This is a genomic window from Clostridium rhizosphaerae (assembly GCF_016765585.1).
Taxonomy (GTDB): domain Bacteria; phylum Bacillota; class Clostridia; order Clostridiales; family Clostridiaceae; genus Clostridium_AT; species Clostridium_AT rhizosphaerae.
Genome location: NZ_JAESWC010000001.1, coordinates 291,729 through 307,977 on the forward strand (window position 1 = coordinate 291,729; position 16,249 = coordinate 307,977).

14 protein-coding genes and 2 pseudogenes are annotated in these 16,249 nt (G+C 33.4%); 7 read left to right on the plus strand and 9 right to left on the minus strand.

The window, feature by feature from the left end; all coding sequences use genetic code 11:
• Window positions 1-126: 126 nt before the first annotated feature.
• Together JK636_RS01450 and JK636_RS01455 are read right to left on the minus strand one after the other, a co-directional pair.
• Window positions 127-630: an endonuclease V gene (locus tag JK636_RS01450; RefSeq protein WP_202747056.1), complete on the minus strand. Its 504-nt coding sequence runs from the start codon at window positions 628-630 to the stop codon at window positions 127-129.
• Between the two features lie 36 nt (window positions 631-666).
• Complete coding sequence (locus tag JK636_RS01455) at window positions 667-846, minus strand: DUF4177 domain-containing protein (protein ID WP_202747057.1); 180 nt, start codon at window positions 844-846, stop codon at window positions 667-669.
• A gap of 142 nt (window positions 847-988) precedes the next feature.
• Between JK636_RS01455 and JK636_RS01460 the strand changes: the two genes are divergently transcribed.
• Genes JK636_RS01460 through JK636_RS01475 form a run of 4 tightly spaced genes read left to right on the plus strand, consistent with a single transcriptional unit; the run spans window position 989 to window position 4,189 of the window.
• Window positions 989-1,738, plus strand: a complete 750-nt coding sequence (locus tag JK636_RS01460; protein ID WP_202747058.1) for a polysaccharide deacetylase family protein — start codon at window positions 989-991, stop codon at window positions 1,736-1,738.
• Between the two features lie 20 nt (window positions 1,739-1,758).
• On the plus strand, window positions 1,759-2,685 hold the full coding sequence (locus JK636_RS01465) for an ABC transporter substrate-binding protein (RefSeq protein WP_202747059.1): 927 nt from the start codon (window positions 1,759-1,761) through the stop codon (window positions 2,683-2,685).
• 11 nt (window positions 2,686-2,696) lie between these two features.
• On the plus strand, window positions 2,697-3,431 hold the full coding sequence (locus JK636_RS01470; RefSeq protein ID WP_202747060.1) for an ABC transporter ATP-binding protein: 735 nt from the start codon (window positions 2,697-2,699) through the stop codon (window positions 3,429-3,431).
• Window positions 3,428-4,189 carry an ABC transporter permease gene (locus tag JK636_RS01475; RefSeq protein ID WP_202747061.1) on the plus strand — a complete coding sequence of 254 codons (762 nt, stop codon included), beginning with the start codon at window positions 3,428-3,430 and terminating at the stop codon, window positions 4,187-4,189. The genes JK636_RS01470 and JK636_RS01475 overlap by 4 nt, the downstream gene beginning before the upstream one ends.
• A gap of 98 nt (window positions 4,190-4,287) precedes the next feature.
• On the opposite strand, the gene JK636_RS01480 is transcribed toward JK636_RS01475, so the two are convergent.
• On the minus strand, window positions 4,288-4,722 hold the full coding sequence (locus JK636_RS01480; RefSeq protein WP_202747062.1) for a hypothetical protein: 435 nt from the start codon (window positions 4,720-4,722) through the stop codon (window positions 4,288-4,290).
• Between the two features lie 661 nt (window positions 4,723-5,383).
• On the opposite strand from JK636_RS01480, the pseudogene JK636_RS01490 reads away from it, so the two are divergent.
• A pseudogene (locus JK636_RS01490) lies at window positions 5,384-6,966 on the plus strand (SpoIID/LytB domain-containing protein); the annotation flags it as partial.
• A 105-nt stretch (window positions 6,967-7,071) separates the two neighbouring features.
• Window positions 7,072-7,293, plus strand: a complete 222-nt coding sequence (locus JK636_RS23485) for a peptidoglycan-binding domain-containing protein (RefSeq protein ID WP_243428099.1) — start codon at window positions 7,072-7,074, stop codon at window positions 7,291-7,293.
• A gap of 177 nt (window positions 7,294-7,470) precedes the next feature.
• Here the strand turns inward: JK636_RS23485 and JK636_RS01495 are convergent, their stop codons facing one another.
• Complete coding sequence (locus JK636_RS01495; protein WP_202747064.1) at window positions 7,471-8,178, minus strand: HAD family hydrolase; 708 nt, start codon at window positions 8,176-8,178, stop codon at window positions 7,471-7,473.
• 173 nt (window positions 8,179-8,351) lie between these two features.
• On the opposite strand from JK636_RS01495, the pseudogene JK636_RS23490 reads away from it, so the two are divergent.
• A pseudogene (locus JK636_RS23490) lies at window positions 8,352-8,542 on the plus strand (hypothetical protein); the annotation flags it as partial.
• Window positions 8,543-8,585: 43 nt separating this feature from the next.
• Here JK636_RS23490 and JK636_RS01500 read toward each other — a convergent pair.
• The 5 genes from JK636_RS01500 to JK636_RS01520 all read right to left on the minus strand — a co-directional run bounded on the left by JK636_RS01500 (window position 8,586) and on the right by JK636_RS01520 (window position 16,104).
• The gene (locus JK636_RS01500) at window positions 8,586-9,431 is read right to left on the minus strand and encodes a PLL family lectin (RefSeq protein ID WP_476727378.1); all 846 of its coding nucleotides are present in this window, start codon (window positions 9,429-9,431) and stop codon (window positions 8,586-8,588) included.
• Window positions 9,432-9,998: 567 nt separating this feature from the next.
• A complete protein-coding gene (locus JK636_RS01505) occupies window positions 9,999-11,459 on the minus strand; it encodes an MDR family MFS transporter (RefSeq protein WP_202747066.1) in 1,461 nt (486 codons plus the stop codon).
• A 24-nt stretch (window positions 11,460-11,483) separates the two neighbouring features.
• Window positions 11,484-12,482, minus strand: a complete 999-nt coding sequence (locus tag JK636_RS01510) for a YhdH/YhfP family quinone oxidoreductase (RefSeq protein ID WP_202747067.1) — start codon at window positions 12,480-12,482, stop codon at window positions 11,484-11,486.
• 199 nt (window positions 12,483-12,681) lie between these two features.
• Window positions 12,682-13,749: an HD-GYP domain-containing protein gene (locus JK636_RS01515; RefSeq protein ID WP_202747068.1), complete on the minus strand. Its 1,068-nt coding sequence runs from the start codon at window positions 13,747-13,749 to the stop codon at window positions 12,682-12,684.
• A gap of 210 nt (window positions 13,750-13,959) precedes the next feature.
• Window positions 13,960-16,104, minus strand: a complete 2,145-nt coding sequence (locus JK636_RS01520) for a sensor domain-containing protein (protein ID WP_202747069.1) — start codon at window positions 16,102-16,104, stop codon at window positions 13,960-13,962.
• Between the last annotated feature and the right edge of the window lie 145 nt (window positions 16,105-16,249).

A 16,249-nucleotide genomic window follows, 5' to 3' on the forward strand; every position in this document is an offset into this window, starting at 1 on the left:
AGTCTGACCTTGCTCGTTCCATTCGCAGACTACCCGTTAAAGTCCATTTAGGACCTCAACCTCCTATCATCAATATGCCTTGTTGAAAAATCTTCTATCTAAAAACAGCAATTTTATTATATCATATTACTCCCTTGAAAGCTTATCCACTAGTTTTAATACCCATGGAATTCTATTATCTCCATCTAAATTTTTAATAAATTCTGCTGCAGTTCCTAACTCTATACCAACTGAACTCACGTATAAGGGACTATGGCTTTCTCCTCTGTAAATTTCCTCATAATTTTCGGCATCTTTAAAGTGAGTCTTGGCTACTCCTATAACTGGAATTTTGTAGCTTAGCGCCTTATATAAATGAGCCCCAAGTCCCTTTTTCCCACTGTTTAGCCATACAAAGCTATCTGTTATCAGTAAATCCACATCTTCCTTCACCTTGTTAAATACATTAAGTATACATGGAAGCTCTCTTTTGTAAAACTGCCCTGGAATATATTCCTCTACTCCTCGTACTATTACACTATAGTCAGAAAGGATCACTTCCCCTTCTTCTTTTTTAAATACAACACAGCAGGATTTAGCATAATCTTCGTGATAATATACATCAAAACATGCAGCAGTGATACCTTTCATAATAACTCCTTTAACAGAAAAACTGCTTATTAGAATTTACACTTCTCTTTCAAAGATAATCTCAAAGTTCTTTGCTCTGCCTTCCATAGTGTAATATAAAGGCACTATCTGAACAAATCTCCAGCCTTGCTTTGCATACTCATTAATAAGCTCCTGATGATTGTCTCCGGTAAAAATTCCGCCCATGGAACACTCTACATATTTATACTCATACATATAGTTTTACCCCCTATTTTGAAAAATATATACTTTAATAGTATACCATATTATGTAAAAGCTTTTTCTGTATTGTTATTAATTTGACATACTTATTTTTGTAGTATAGGATTGTTATAGACGAACAATAGGAGATGAAATTATGAGTGGATTTAATGTACTAATGTATCATGAAATAATTAAAAGAGAAGACTTCAATCTTGATAATCCCTCACACATAAAGGTTAATCAAGATTATGATGATGTACTTCCATGTGTTTTATTTGCTTATCTTGATGAGTTTGAAAAACAGATGAAATATTTTTATGACAATGGCTATAAAACTCTAAGCCTTAAGGAAATCATTGATTACTATTACAATGGTAAGGAGTTGCCTGAAAAATCAGTTCTTCTAACCTTTGACGATATGTACAAATCTATTTACATATATGCTTATCCAATTTTAAAGAAGTATAATTTTAACGCTGTTGGTTTTGTAGTTCTTGACTGGATTTTTGAAAAAGAGCAGGAGTATTCTACTGTTTCCTCTGTATGCATGTCTAAAAAAGAACTTAAGGAAATAAGCGATATTTTTGAATTTTCAAATCACACTAAGTCAATGCATACAAGAGATGCAAATGCAACTACTGTTCAGAGTGTCGATAAGGAAAGCTTTTTCAAAGATCTTAATGAATGTGAAGATTTTGTCAGCACTAAGGGAGCTTTTGCTTATCCTTTTGGCGGCTATAATGAGGAGGTTATTAAAAGACTGAAGGAAGCTGATTTTAAACTTGGTTTTACTTCAGAGCCTGGTAAAAACGCCAAAACTACAAATCCATTTCAGCTTCATAGAAACGGAGTTCTTATAAACATTGATATAGATAAATTCACAAGCATGTTTGAAAAAAAATAAAACATTCAAAGGAGATACAAATGAAAAAAATATTATCATTAACTTTAGCAGCACTACTTTCAATAGGATTATTATCTGGATGTACAAAGAAAACAGAGGAAAACAAAAACATAAGATTTGGAATACTTCCAGCAGAATCAGCTATTCCAATAATTGTTGCAAAGGAAAAAGGATTCTTTGAGAAGGAAGGAATAAATGTAGATATTACTACCTTCACTTCACCAAATGATAGAAATATAGCTGTACAAGCTAATAAATTAGATGGAATAATTGCAGACACCATGACTGCCCTTTCTCTAAACGAAGGCGGCTTTAAGATGAAAATAACTTCTGATATAAATGAAGATTTCAAGCTGTTAACTTCACCAAAGTCAGGCATAGACAGTTTTGAAAAACTAAATAATAAGAAAGTGTCTATTGTTCCAAACTTTGTACTTGAATATATAATGGATGAGATGGCTAAAAAGAATAATATTAAATATGAAACTGTTGTAATTCCAAGTTTCCAGGCACGTTTTGAAGCTCTTCTATCAAACAAAATTGACGGTGTTATATTTACAGAGCCTCAGGCGACTCTTTTAGCTTCACAAGGAGCAAAGGTTTTAGCTACTTCTAAAGAATATAAGCTAAAAGCCGGAACTATATTGTTTAATAACGATGTATTATCAAAACAGCCTAATACAGTTAAAAACTTCTACAAGGCTTATAATGAAGCTGTTGAGTATATAAATAAAACTGATGCTAAAGAATATGGCTCAGTGCTTACTAAATACACTTTCCCAGATGCCATAGTTCCATATTTAAGTGCTAACGGAAAGACCTATGAAAAGGCTCAGGAAATATCAAGCGAAACTTTTAAAAATGTCTTAGAATGGACTAAAAGCAAGAACATGATCAAGAAAGACTATAAGTTTGAGGATGTAAGTGATTTTAAATTTATCAAGTAGAGGATTAAATAATGATTGAAGTTAATAATTTAAGCTTTAATTATGGAAAAGAAGAAGTACTTAAAAATATAAAATTAAATATAGCTCAAAATTCAACCTGTGCTATAATAGGTCCTTCAGGCTGTGGAAAAACAACCCTGCTTTATATATTAGCAGGGCTTCTTTCTAATTATAACGGTACTGTTAAAATTGATAAAAAGGAACTGTCAGGTATAAGAAAAGAAACCGGATTGATACTCCAAAATGTAGGGCTTCTTCCATGGAAAACTGTTTATGAGAATACAGCTTTAGGGCTTAAAGCTAGAGGTATAAGCAGTACACAAATTGAAGCAAAGGTAAATTCAATACTTAAAGAATTAAATATTGTTGAATTTAAAAATAAATTCCCCTCCCAGCTCAGCGGAGGTCAAAAGCAGAGAGCTGCTATAGCAAGAACTTTGGTACTTCAGCCCGACTTGCTGCTTTTAGATGAAGCTTCTTCTGCTCTAGATGCTATAAATAGAGAACATCTTCAAGACTTGATTCTCAATATCTATAAAGAAAGAAAAATAACCTTAATTATGGTAACGCACAGTATAGAAGAAGCGGTTTTCCTAGGCCAAAGGATTGTTGTTATGGAAAAAGGACGCATAAAAAATATTATTGATAATCCTTACTTCGGGGATGAAAACATAAGACTTAGCCCTAATTATTATAAAATCTGCCTAGAAGTTAGAAAGCAGCTTAACGAGAGTGATAAATTATGAAATTTTTAGAAAAACTTAAATATTTAAAAACTCTATATGCCTCTCTTATTGTAATTGTGCTTTGGTACTTGCTTCACTTTATAGTGAATTCTGCTATTGTACCAACTCCTCATGAAACCATAATTGCTTTCTTTATACTGCTAAAAAAAGATTTACTCCTTCATATTAGCGCAAGCTTATTTAGACTTATTGCTGCACTTTTAATATCTATGCTTATTGGAGTGCCACTAGGACTTATGCTTGGTATGAGTAAAAGAATGGATTCTGTTATATCTCCTGTTGTATATATACTTTATCCTATTCCAAAGATAGCTTTTCTTCCAGTTCTAATGCTCTTATTTGGACTTGGAAATGTATCTAAAATTATACTCATTATGACAATAATAGTGTTTCAAATAATGCTCGGGGCCAGAGATGGTGTTAAGGAAATTGACACTCAGCTTTTTTTCTCAATGGAATCTCTAGGACTTAGCAAAGTTCAAATATATAAAAATTTAGTTATTCCTGCTGTACTCCCAAAGCTTATTTCCTCACTTAGAGTAAGTATAGGCATAAGCATATCTGTACTGTTTTTCGCAGAGAACTTTGCAGCTACCTATGGAATTGGCTATTTCATAATGAATACATGGTCAATGATTAAATATGTAGATATGTTTGCAGGCATACTGGCTTTGAGCCTTATGGGACTTTTAGTTTTTAAATTTATTGATTTTATAGAAAAGAAGTTATGTCCGTGGATTTATATAGACAATGAATAATTTTTACTCATAAAAAAGTGCACCTCCAAATGTTATTTTTTTATAACATTTGGAGGTGCACTTCAATCTTTAAAGCAGTTTTTTTACTTCAAGATCGTTTATTCTACTTGTGTTAAAAGTGTTCTCATTGCATTTCCAAGCTTAGATTCACCTAAGTCTTCATGAGCAATAGCTATAACCAGCTTTATGTCATTATCAGATTTATCCCATTTATATGCTCTGATATCAAGGATAGATTCTTCTGGAACAACTTCTTCAAGCTCTGTGGCAATTTCTTCTGCCAAATTAAGATACTCATCGAAAATATCATCTTCTGTAAGCTCACCTTCGGAAAGCTCATTTATATCAAATTCATCTTCTTCTTTCATAATATCATTTAAGACATCTAAACTTATACTTAAGTTATAAGCTAATATATCTTCTCTCTTAGAGCCTTTACTCATGTCCTTAACAACTTTAAACTCTGAATTATTTTCAATAGCTTCTTTCATTTCCTTGCTATCTACAACATTGTTCCCAAATAGTACGTACATACTTTATCCTCCCTGTAATATTTAGTGTATAAGTAAAAAGCAGTTCACTGCTTATAAACTTCTTCTACAAATAACACATGCATTTTATTTTACCTCTATAGCATAGATATATCCATTATTTTGATAGTTGTCAACTAATTTTATATATTAAGGATAAATAAGCCATACTTGCATCTAATTCACTAGTACATACTGACGTTTTTGCTCTATAGCTTTATAATGAAGCCTTCGATAAATAAAGCATCAAACTTTATTATACCAAAATTTAAGGGGGGAGTAGTTTGTGTTTAAAAAATATACAGCCTTTTTTACATCATTGTTCCTAGTTATTACAATGCTTCCTTTAGCTATTACGCAAAAGGTTTCTGCTTATCAAAACAATTCTTATTTTAATGATTTAAAAATTGGGCTTGTAAGTATGTCAGCCGCTTCTATAAGCATGGCATTAAGTGGAGATTATACTTTTAACGGTAAAGTCTATCCTTCCGGATCAATATTAAGTTTAACGACCGATGGGACAAGCATTTTATTAAATGGAACAACATTAAATCAAGTTAACTTAGTTCCAAGCAGCAATTCTAATTTGATAACTATGACCTCAGGCACAGTATCAAATAAATATATGGGTTCTTTTCTTATAAAAGTTCTTAACGGAAAGCTCATGCCCATCAATAATATCTATATAGAAGATTATTTAAAGGGTGTCATAGGTTATGAAATGGCTAATAATTTTCCTCTTGAGGCTTTAAGGCTCAGACTATAGCAGCAAGAAACTATGCTTTATCAAGAATAGGCTATGAAGCATCAAAAGGCTATGATTTCGATGATACAGCAAGCTATCAGGTTTATAAAGGGTATAACTCAAGCTATCAAAATGTTATAAATGCAGTTAACCAAACACGCGGTGAAGTACTTTTATATAACGATAAGCTTGTAGAAACTCTATATTCTGCGTGGCATGGAGGTATTTCTGAGAACAGTGAAAATGTGTGGGGTAACACCGTTCCATATTTAAGATCTGTTGCAGACCCATATGAAAGCGATGCGTGGCCAAATGTCAATAGAATATATAGTAATGCCCAAATACAAGCAGCTTTAGTTTCTAAGCGTTATCTTTCTTCAACAGATACTTTTGAAAACTTGGATTTAAGTTCAATAACAAGATTCGCAAGCGGAAGAGTATCTAATATAAATATAATCTATAAAGATTCTGCTGGTGTGGAGCAAACAAAATCAGTTACAAAAGATAATACAAGAACCTTCTTAGGACTGCCAAGTAATTTGTATACTGTTAGTTATGACTCAATAAATGGTTCCTATACCTTCTCCGGCAAAGGAAATGGACATGGTCTTGGAATGAGCCAGATAGGAGCTAGAAATCGCGCTTCAGCTGGACAAAACTATAATGAAATATTAAAATTCTATTATCAGGGAACGTATATTCAAAACCTTATACTTAAGGCTTCTTTAGGTTCAATTACTCAAAGTAGCAGTTCCTTATACCTTGGAAATACCGTTTCCTTTAATGCATCAGGAACAAACGGTAATGGTTATGGATATTTATTTAAATTCATTATAAAGAATGATTCTAATATAGTATTTACTCAAGACTACAGCAGTTCCGCAAACCTTAATTATGTACCTTTAAATTCCGGAAACTATACTGCTGAAATTTATATAAAAGACAATTTCTCAATTTCAGATTACGATGATATGAAAGTTGTTCCATTTTCAATTTATAATCCATTAACCCTATCTTCCTTCAGTAAAGATATTCAGAATGTATTTACAGGGGATACTGTTACTTTGAGTTCTGCAGTAAGCGGCGGCTCGGGAAGCGGTGTACAGTACAAATATACTGTAGTAAAGGATGGTCAGATTATAGCTGCAAGAGATTATGATGCAAGTAGAAGCTTCAGCTTTATTCCAGCCGTATCTGGAAACTACGAAGCATATGTTTATGCCGTTGATCCTATAACAAAAAATGAATATGACGTTACTAGAAAAATAACTTTCGGAGTAATTCAGAGAGCTTCTATTGCCTCTGTAACTGCCTCAGGCAACTTGTATGAAGGAAAAATGGTAACACTTAATTCTATAAGCACAGTTAGTGATTCTACAAATATTAATTACAAATACGAGGTATATAATAACGGAAGTTTTTTAACTTCTAACAGCTTTAGTAAATCAAGTCAGTTCAGCTTTACACCATCAAATCCTGGTGTTTATACAATTAAAGTTTATGAAAAAGACGGATTAAGCTCAAGAATTTATGATAGTATTAAGCAGTTTGATATCACAATAATCAGCAAACCTTTAATTCTATCAACTTTTCCTCTGAGCTATGGGATGACTAGCAAAGATGTAGCTTCGCTCCAAAATGCATTGATAAAATTAGGCTATCCTCTTTCCGGAGCAACCGGCTACTTTGGTTCTCAGACAAAAGATACCGTTATATCTTTTCAAAAGAGCAGAGGATTGACTGCTGATGGCATAGTAGGAAATCTTACCTACAAAACTTTAAATGATACACTCATCCAAAAGGCTGGAATCAAAAACTTGACTTTTTAAAAGTAATTAAAAATGCCTCAAAACAACTTAAATCTATTGCATGATATTTGAAATCTGTCATAGCTTATTTTCTACACATTCAAATACCATACTAAATTTAGTTGTTTTGAGGCACTCATATCTTTTTTCTATTTAAATTAACATGATGTGATAGTTAAAGCAGTGGGAGGCTGAAACTTATATATAATTAATAATTTTATTTACATCTCCATCCCAAATTTGATATTTGCTATTAACTTCTGTAACATTCCTTGAAAGATTGCTATGTATATAAACACAATCCAGGGAGGATGCAGCAGCGCCTTCAGCATCACACTTGTCATCATTTCCTACGAAAATAGTTTCTTGTCTGTTTAAGCCCTCTTTTTCAACAAGATAATCAAAAAATGTTTTATCAGGCTTGCAAACTTCTATATCAGAGGAGCTGTATAGCCCATCAAAATAATCATAAATACCTAAAAACCTTAATTCGGGGACAGTAAATTCTCTCTGACCATTAGACAGCATAAATATTTTTTTGTCCTTGCTTTTTAGCTCTTCTAATAAATCTATTACCCCAGGATACAGTCTTATATACTCTAAGGACAATACTCTGAAGAGCTTCATTGCTTGGTTTACAGCCCCCTTTTCTATTTTAACCCCTTTATTCACATATAGCTTTTCAAATACCGACAACAGTTTTATATCGGGGTATTTTGTCTTAGTATTTGCCTTTAATCCTTCCTTAACCTCTTTCAAATATGTCCTTTTAAGCTCACTATAGCTGTAAACAGCGCCATTGTAACTATAAAAAAGCGCAAGCTTTTCCCAAAATGTCTTTCTGCTTTCATTTGTTTTAATATCAACTAAAGTACCATACAAATCAAAAATAAAGTTTTTATACATTAGAACCACCCTCACTTAATCTAATAACTCTATAATATCATTTGTATCTAATTCTTAGTAGTCTGTATCAGTAACTTCAAATACCTTTTTATAGTTTTAAAAGGCATACACACCAATTACGATCTTAGGCAAACTTTTACAAAATCAATTTTATAGCATCTAGAAGGCTTTTTACAGGCAACCTTGATTCAGAGTCTACAGAGAGCATTTATAATTTAATGAGAATATAAATGAAAAATTTAACACTACTTTCATTGTAATAACGCATGATAGAAGAATAGCTGAAAAAACTGACAGGATAGTTGAGATAAATGATGGAAAGATATGTATTGATGAAAAAAACATCATCAAAGCTGCTTCATAAAAATAGGGGCGGCTGTTCTAAAGCAGCTGCCCCTTACTTTTAACTAATCTCTCCAAATATGCCACAAGGCATTATTTGTTCCTCTTGCAAACACATCTGTTCTATTTGGTCCCCAAGATACAGCTGCAGGATCAGAAGTTATATTTCCTCCAATATCACTCCAGTTGCTCCATCTTGAACCGTTCCAAGTAATTGTCATAAGTTGATTGTTTCTTCCCCTAGCAAATACCTCAAGCCTATTTGCTGCTCTTGAAGAAGCTGCGGGTCCAGAAGTTAAGTTTCCTCCGAGATCTTCCCAATTGCTCCATCTTGAGCCATCCCACCATAAATGATATAATCTGTTACTTTGACCTCTAGCAAATACATCTATTCTGTTATTTCCCCAAGATACTGCTGCCGGCGATGAAGTGAGTACACCTCCAAGGTTTTCCCAATCGCTCCATCTTGAGCCGTTCCACCATTTATGATAAAGCGCATTATCAGCTCCTCTTACAAAGGTATCAAGTCTGTTTGGTGCCCAGGACGAAACTGCAGGTGCTGAAGTTAAAACTCCGCCAAGACTTTCCCAGTTACTCCACCTTGAGCCGTTCCAGAATATATGCCACATAGCATTATCTGTTCCTCTACCAAAAACATCTATCCTATTGTTTCCCCAAGACACAGCGGCAGGTGCAGATGTAAGTCTTCCCCCTAGGTTCTCAAAATCACTCCATCTTGAGCCGTTCCACCATTTATGATAAAGTGCACTGTCAGTTCCAACTACAAAGGTATCAAGCCTGTTTGGTGCCCAGGACGAAGCTGCAGGTCCAAAGATTAAAGTTCCACCAAGGTCTTCCCATCTGCTCCATCTTCCACCTGGAGAAGGTCCAGGCCCAGGAGCAGGTCTCATATTTCTTAAAGTAAACTCTATTACGTCTCTGAAAGTTGCATCTATTACATTATTAGGTACTCCAGCAGAACGAAGTGCAGCAAAAATCCATGCATTGCTTCTTCTGAAGCTATTGAATATTGCTGTTGTTCTTTGATTTATATTTCCGCTAAATCTTTCAGCATTGTCTAGAGTATAGGCTATAGCAGTTCTAAAGTATAAATTAACAGTTACCGGTCTGACTCCAAATCTTTGAAGTCCTCTGCTAAGATCAGGTCTTTGCCTGTTAAGTAAGAGTAATATTCTGTTTACTTCCTGCTGTGGAGCTCTAAGAGAATTTTCATAGCCTACATACTCTTCGTAATCATCTAGTTCTTCAAAGTCATCATAACTTCTCATCTGTTCTTCTGAAAATGGACAGATAACTCGTTCATAGCAATAGGGACAATAAGTAAATGGACTAATATACATTATAAGCCTCCTTATATATCTTGATCCGCTGCATAGCTTATCAATTTCAGCTTATGATGAAAACAATTTTTTGTTACAAAAATAAACGGGCTATTTTAATAAGCCCGTTTGTATATCTTAACTTTCTATATTATTTTCTTTTAATTTATTTGGCAAAATAAGCGAAAGCGCAAGACAAAGTACTGAAATAGCAACTAATATTATAAATACAAGGTGAACACCTGAATATATTGAAGCTTTTATATGTTCTGCCGATAAATTTACATTAATTGCTTTAGATGAATAAATATTATCCGGCTTTATTCCTTTTATACCTATATCACTAAAATACCTGACTATACTTAAATTAACTATGCTTCCTAAAATGCTTACTCCTATAGTTTGACCGATAGTTCGAACAAGAGAGTTCGCAGCAGTTGCTGCACCTCTTATACTATATTCCACAGAGGACTGCACCACTATTGTCAGTATAGTAAAAGCTCCTCCAAATCCAAGACCCATTATAAAAGCATAAATTAATACCAGTGTAATTGAAGAATTTAAATTAAGCGTGACTAAAAACACACAGCTTATTAGAGTAATCAAGACAGACAAAGCTGTGACCACTCTCTCCCCATATTTAGGTATTGCCTTTGACAGTAATACAGAAGATAATGTCCAGGCTAGTGACATAGGCGCCATAGCTAGTCCTGATATTGTAGGACTAAATCCTAAGATATTTTGTATATATAAAGGCATATATACATCTGTACCTATGAGCACAGAGGAAATTAAAAAACTAATTATATTTACTATGATATTTGTTTTAGTAAATATTTCAAAAGGTATTATGGGTTCTGAAACTCTTTTTTCTATAAAATAAAAAATAATAAACATACCTATTGTAACTACTATAGAAATAAAAGTCTTAACAGAAACTGCACTGCTGCCTTCTCCCTTTGACATGGTTCCATATAAAAATAAAAGTATTGCAAAGGAAAGTACCAAAGCACCTGCATAATCTATTTTAACCTTTTTCTTCATAATATGCTCATCAAGGTTTTTCTGTAAAAGAACAATAGACAGAATTCCAAAAGGTACATTAATAAAAAATATCCAATGCCAGGAAAGATAATCTATTAAAAAACCTCCTAAAAACGGACCTGCAAGACTTGCTACCCCCCAAACAGTTCCAAGCCACCCTTGTACTTTAGCTCTTTCAGAAAGTGTAAAAATATCACCAACTATCGTGTAGGTTACAGTAAATATTGCACCTGCACCAAGCCCTTGAAGAGCACGAAAAATTATAAGCTGATACATACTTCCTGATACTCCGCAGAGAAAGCTTCCTGTTATAAATACAATTATACCGATGGAAAGTATATTCTTTCTTCCATATAAATCTGACAATTTCCCATATATAGGGGTAGAAATAGCTGAAGTTAAAAGGTATATTGAGAAAACCCAGCTTATAAGTTCAAAGCCATTTAATGCCTTTACTATTGTAGGCACGGCTGTAGTTACAACTGTACCTTCAACTGCTCCTAAGAACATAGCTACCATAAGCGAAATTACTATATTTCTTTTTCTTAAATCCATTAATTAATCCTCTTTCCTAGCACATTAAAGTTCAATATTTACAAGAACTCTTCCTATCATTTTTCCAGCAAGAATTATATCTATCTTATCATTAAGCCCATTTAAGGACACTTCTTCAATATTTAATGCCAAATCCTCAGGCTTCCACTCATTTGAAAGCAAATTCCAAAGTTTTAATCTTAGGTCTTTTGGACATTGAACAGAGTCAACACCTAAAAGTGATACTCCTCTAAGTATAAAAGGATATACTGAGCTTGAGAACTCATAAGAAGCAGCATTACCGCAGGATGTTACAGTTCCTCCATACTTTGTTGCTTTAAGTGCAGATGATAAAATATTACCTCCAACTGTATCAATAACACCTGCCCATCTCTCTCTAAGCAGCGTCTTTCCTGATTTATCATCAAGTTCTTCCCTTAATATTATATCTTTTGCTCCTGTCTTAATAAGCATTTCTCTTGCCTCAGGTTTTCCTGTACCTGCTATTACACTATAACCAAGCTTATCAAGTATACTTACCGCAACACTTCCAACACCACCTGTTGCACCTGTCACTAATATATCTCCATCCTCAGGCTTTACTCCTGAGTTTATAAGCCTATGAACAGATAATGCAGCAGTAAATCCTGCAGTACCATATATCATGCTCTCCATAAGAGTAAGTCCTTTAGGCAGCTTAACAACCCACTCTGATGGCACCCTTATGTATTCGCTGAAACCTCCTGAGGTGTTCATACCTAAATCATAGCCTGTGACAACAACCTCATCTCCAGTTTTAAAAACGTCACTGCTGCTTTCTACTACAATTCCTGCAGCATCTATACCAGGAGTATGAGGATAATTTCTAGTTACTCCTTTATTTCCAACAGCTGAGAGAGCATCCTTATAATTTAAAGATGAGTATTTTACATTGATTAAAACTTCACCTTCTGGAAGACTTGACATATCTTTTTCTTTAATCTCTCGAGAATACTTTTTAGGCTCTATCTCGCTTACTACCATAGCTCTAAATTTATTTATCATAGTTGTCCCTCCCCTTCTAAAATGTTCCTATATATTATAACCTATATAGTTTTAATTAGTAAATCGCTAGTCTGAGTGAGCAAAAATCCTGATGCTTCTACTGGTCTTTGAGAAGCTCAACTAACAGATTTACTTTAAAATCTATGTAGAATATATAAAAAATAAAGGAGTGGCTTAATTCTTCCACTCCTTAAATACACTACAAAACTAGTCTTTCTACATATAAATCCTTATATTGTTTTAAATCTATAAAATTATTATCATCAAATAAAAGAGGTCTTGTAAGGTTATTTGCATCTACCTGAACTATCTTGCAAATCTTATTTGTATTAAGCTGTACCGTTTCTCCCATGTAATAGTTTACAATATGATTTAAAAATATATTGCAATATTCGTAATCAAGCCTTCCTAAGCTTTCCTTTTTGATTATCTCCAAAGTTTCAAAGGGACCTTTGCTTTTTTTATACACTCTGTTTGAATTAACTGCATCAAATACATCAGCCACCGCAATTATCCTTGCAAACTGATGGATTTGATTTCCCTTAAGTCCTAAAGGATATCCCGAGCCGTCCATCCTCTCATGATGCATAAGTACTCCGTAGCTTACTGAATGATCTAAGTATGGTATTTCTTTTATATATTTGTATCCTATTGTAGGATGATTTCTTATTTCCTTAAATTCGCCCGGAGTCAAGTTACTTGGTTTATCTAAAATTTCTTTATCAATTTTAATCTTTCCAAAGTCATGTAAAACTGCAGAATAAGTAAGAAGATTAAGATCAATTTCACTCAATCCTATCCATCTGCCAAGTATTGCACTTAATGCCGCCACATTAACTCCATGTCTGTATATGGTGTCTTTACCGCTTCCATATAGAACAATATTCTTTATTACTGAATTTATTGACTTAAGCTCAGATTGAATTCTTGAAGCAAATTTTCTAACTTCTTCAATACCTGAGGATTTCAGGCTATCCATATCCTCAAATATTCCTTCAACATTAAAAGAAAGTTCATTAAGACTTTCCTCTATTTCTTCAACAGTCTTCGTCCTTTGAGACATACTTGTGTTTCTTAATTCATCTTCATCACCATAATAAACTTCGATTAAGTTTGGAATATAATGCTTTTTGATTTTTTCCAATGCATAGTCAGTGATGGTAGCACCTTTTGCAACTAGAACTTTCCCATTAGCTCTTATATCCTGCGACAAAATCATACCTGGGGCTAACTCATGAACATAAAACAGTTTCTTTTCCTTGTCCATAATTGGTCACCTTCCATAGTTGCTGAAATCATGTAACTTACATAATAACTAATTTCCACAAAAGAGTCAGATATCCTTTGTCTAATCAGGTCTTATTTTGTCTTTATTCATATTTCTTAGATAAATATTTCGACAAGCCTAAAATAATAATAAAATTATTGTCTTTGCCATATTAATAATCTTGCTGAGAACTCCGTAAAGCAGTCCATTTTAAATACTTACTATTCTATTTCTCATAACACTTTCAACACTGCCTGCAGGCAAAGGCCTGCTGAATAGATATCCCTGTGCCATATCACAGTTTTCATTAAGAAGAAACTCATGCTGCATTTTCGTTTCTACACCTTCTGCAATAACATTCATATTCATTTTATGAGACATGACTATTATAGCTTCAGTAATAGCGGCAGCATAAGTATTTTCGTTAATTTCATCAACGAAAGACTTATCTATCTTGATAGTATTTATAGGGAGTCTCCTAAGATAGCTTAAGGAAGAAAAACCTGTTCCAAAATCATCTAAAGCTATACTTATTCCTATTTCCTTCAAATCCGTAAGCATCTTAACTGCAAATTCAATATCCGAAATAGCAATACTTTCTGTTATTTCAAGACAAAGCCATTTAGGTTCTAATTCAGTTTCAATAAGTACATCTCTTATTTTCTCCACTAATCCCGGCTGCTTTAACTGATTGGCAGAAAGATTTACAGATATACAAACCTTATGATAGCCCATATCTTGCCAAAGCTTATTCTGTCTGCAAGCTTCTCTTAAAACCCAATCTCCGATAGATACTATAAGTCCTGTTTCCTCGGCTATCGGTATAAAATCATTTGGAGGAATTAAGCCCTTAGTAGGATGGTTCCATCTAATCAAAGCTTCTACTCCTATAATCTCTTTTGTTTTTTGGTCAATTTGAGGCTGATAATGAAGACTAAGTTCATTATATTCTAAAGCATGCCTGAGATAGTTTTCTATCTCAATTCGCCCCTTGAGCTTTGAATTCATCTCCATGGTAAATACATTATAATTATCTTTTCCGGACTTTTTGACAGAGTACATTGCACAGTCTGCATTACTTAAAATACTCTGAGTATCACAATTTTTACTATCATAAAATACAATTCCAACACTTACTGTACTATAAAATTCTCTTCCTTGAACTAACCAGCATTTATTAACCGACTTTACAATATCTTTTGCCAAATTAGTTACCTGCTCATTACTTTGAATATTATGTATCATTATTACAAATTCATCGCCGCCAAATCTTGAAATAACTATATTATCATTCTCGAAAGTTTTTAATATGGCTGCTACACCTTTCAATATTTCATCGCCGGCTGAATGTCCATGTGTATCATTAACACTTTTAAAATTATCAAGGTCCAGAAACAAAACGGCTCCTCTAAGATTATTCTGCTTTGATTCATGTAAAGATTTATTTAGTCTCATTTCCAGCATTGCTCTATTATTAAGACCAGTTAATGAATCATAATAAGCCATAAAATTAATCTTTTCTTCAAAGTTCTTTCTCTCAGTAATATCTGTCTGTGAGCCCGCAATACGGATAGGATTACCTTCTTCATCTCGAAGTGCTTTTCCTCTAACCATAACCCACTTATATTCACCATTTTTCATTCTAAGTCTATATTCACTGGTATAAAAAGGAGTTTTCCCATCTAAATGATCCTTCTGAGCCTTGAATGCACGTTCTTTATCATCAGAATGTATAAGCTCCTTCCAGGTTAGATGATCTACTCTCAAATCTTCTTCAGTGTACCCAAGCATCTCTCTCCATCTACTTGAAGTAAAGGCTTTATTTCTTTTAATATCCCAATCCCATATGGCATCCCTTGCTCCATCAAGTGCCAGCCTATATCTTTCATCGCTGATTCTAAGCTGCTCTTCTTTATTTTGCAAATCGAAATAATTTTGTTTTATCTCCTCTTCAGTAGCTGCAAGCTCTTCATAAACTGCTTCCAATTCCTCATAACTGTTCATAAGCTCTTGTTCTGTTTGTTTTTGCTTAGTAATGTCCATCCCTATAGATATAACTTTCTCTGATTTTGCTGTTTCATCCTGAAAAGCTATATTATTCCACCATACATAAACTTCTTGTCCATCTTTGCATTGAAGTTTTCTTTCATAGGATTGCTTCTTTATATTAAAATAAGCACCTCTGTCTTTTTCAAACAAAGTGCCTACCCACTTTTTCCCTATGACTTCTTCTTGTAAATATCCACTAATACTTTCACTGTATTTATTAAAATTGATAATATTTTCTTCTCTATCCCAAACAATAATAAATATATCTAAATTATTTAAGGTATTATTAATTAACTCTATCCCCATATGCCGTACCTCTTCTTTTGTGTTTTTTACGTTACTTGACAACAACCTTCCATGTAATACAAATTATAGCACATATTGAATTTATATCAAAGTGGCTGCAGATAATTTATATAAACACTTATCGTTTATAAACCTATACTACACG

Excerpts from the sequence above, each read along its gene's own strand:
- JK636_RS01450 (WP_202747056.1), bottom strand. The coding sequence starts at position 630 with ATGAAAGGTATCACTGCTGCATGTTTTGATGTATATTATCACGAAGAT.
- JK636_RS01455 (WP_202747057.1), bottom strand. The coding sequence starts at position 846 with ATGTATGAGTATAAATATGTAGAGTGTTCCATGGGCGGAATTTTTACC.
- JK636_RS01460 (WP_202747058.1), top strand. The coding sequence starts at position 989 with ATGAGTGGATTTAATGTACTAATGTATCATGAAATAATTAAAAGAGAA.
- JK636_RS01465 (WP_202747059.1), top strand. The coding sequence starts at position 1,759 with ATGAAAAAAATATTATCATTAACTTTAGCAGCACTACTTTCAATAGGA.
- JK636_RS01470 (WP_202747060.1), top strand. The coding sequence starts at position 2,697 with ATGATTGAAGTTAATAATTTAAGCTTTAATTATGGAAAAGAAGAAGTA.
- JK636_RS01475 (WP_202747061.1), top strand. The coding sequence starts at position 3,428 with ATGAAATTTTTAGAAAAACTTAAATATTTAAAAACTCTATATGCCTCT.
- JK636_RS01480 (WP_202747062.1), bottom strand. The coding sequence starts at position 4,722 with ATGTACGTACTATTTGGGAACAATGTTGTAGATAGCAAGGAAATGAAA.
- JK636_RS23485 (WP_243428099.1), top strand. The coding sequence starts at position 7,072 with ATGACTAGCAAAGATGTAGCTTCGCTCCAAAATGCATTGATAAAATTA.
- JK636_RS01495 (WP_202747064.1), bottom strand. The coding sequence starts at position 8,178 with ATGTATAAAAACTTTATTTTTGATTTGTATGGTACTTTAGTTGATATT.
- JK636_RS01500 (WP_476727378.1), bottom strand. The coding sequence starts at position 9,431 with ATGAGACCTGCTCCTGGGCCTGGACCTTCTCCAGGTGGAAGATGGAGC.
- JK636_RS01505 (WP_202747066.1), bottom strand. The coding sequence starts at position 11,459 with ATGGATTTAAGAAAAAGAAATATAGTAATTTCGCTTATGGTAGCTATG.
- JK636_RS01510 (WP_202747067.1), bottom strand. The coding sequence starts at position 12,482 with ATGATAAATAAATTTAGAGCTATGGTAGTAAGCGAGATAGAGCCTAAA.
- JK636_RS01515 (WP_202747068.1), bottom strand. The coding sequence starts at position 13,749 with ATGGACAAGGAAAAGAAACTGTTTTATGTTCATGAGTTAGCCCCAGGT.
- JK636_RS01520 (WP_202747069.1), bottom strand. The coding sequence starts at position 16,104 with ATGGGGATAGAGTTAATTAATAATACCTTAAATAATTTAGATATATTT.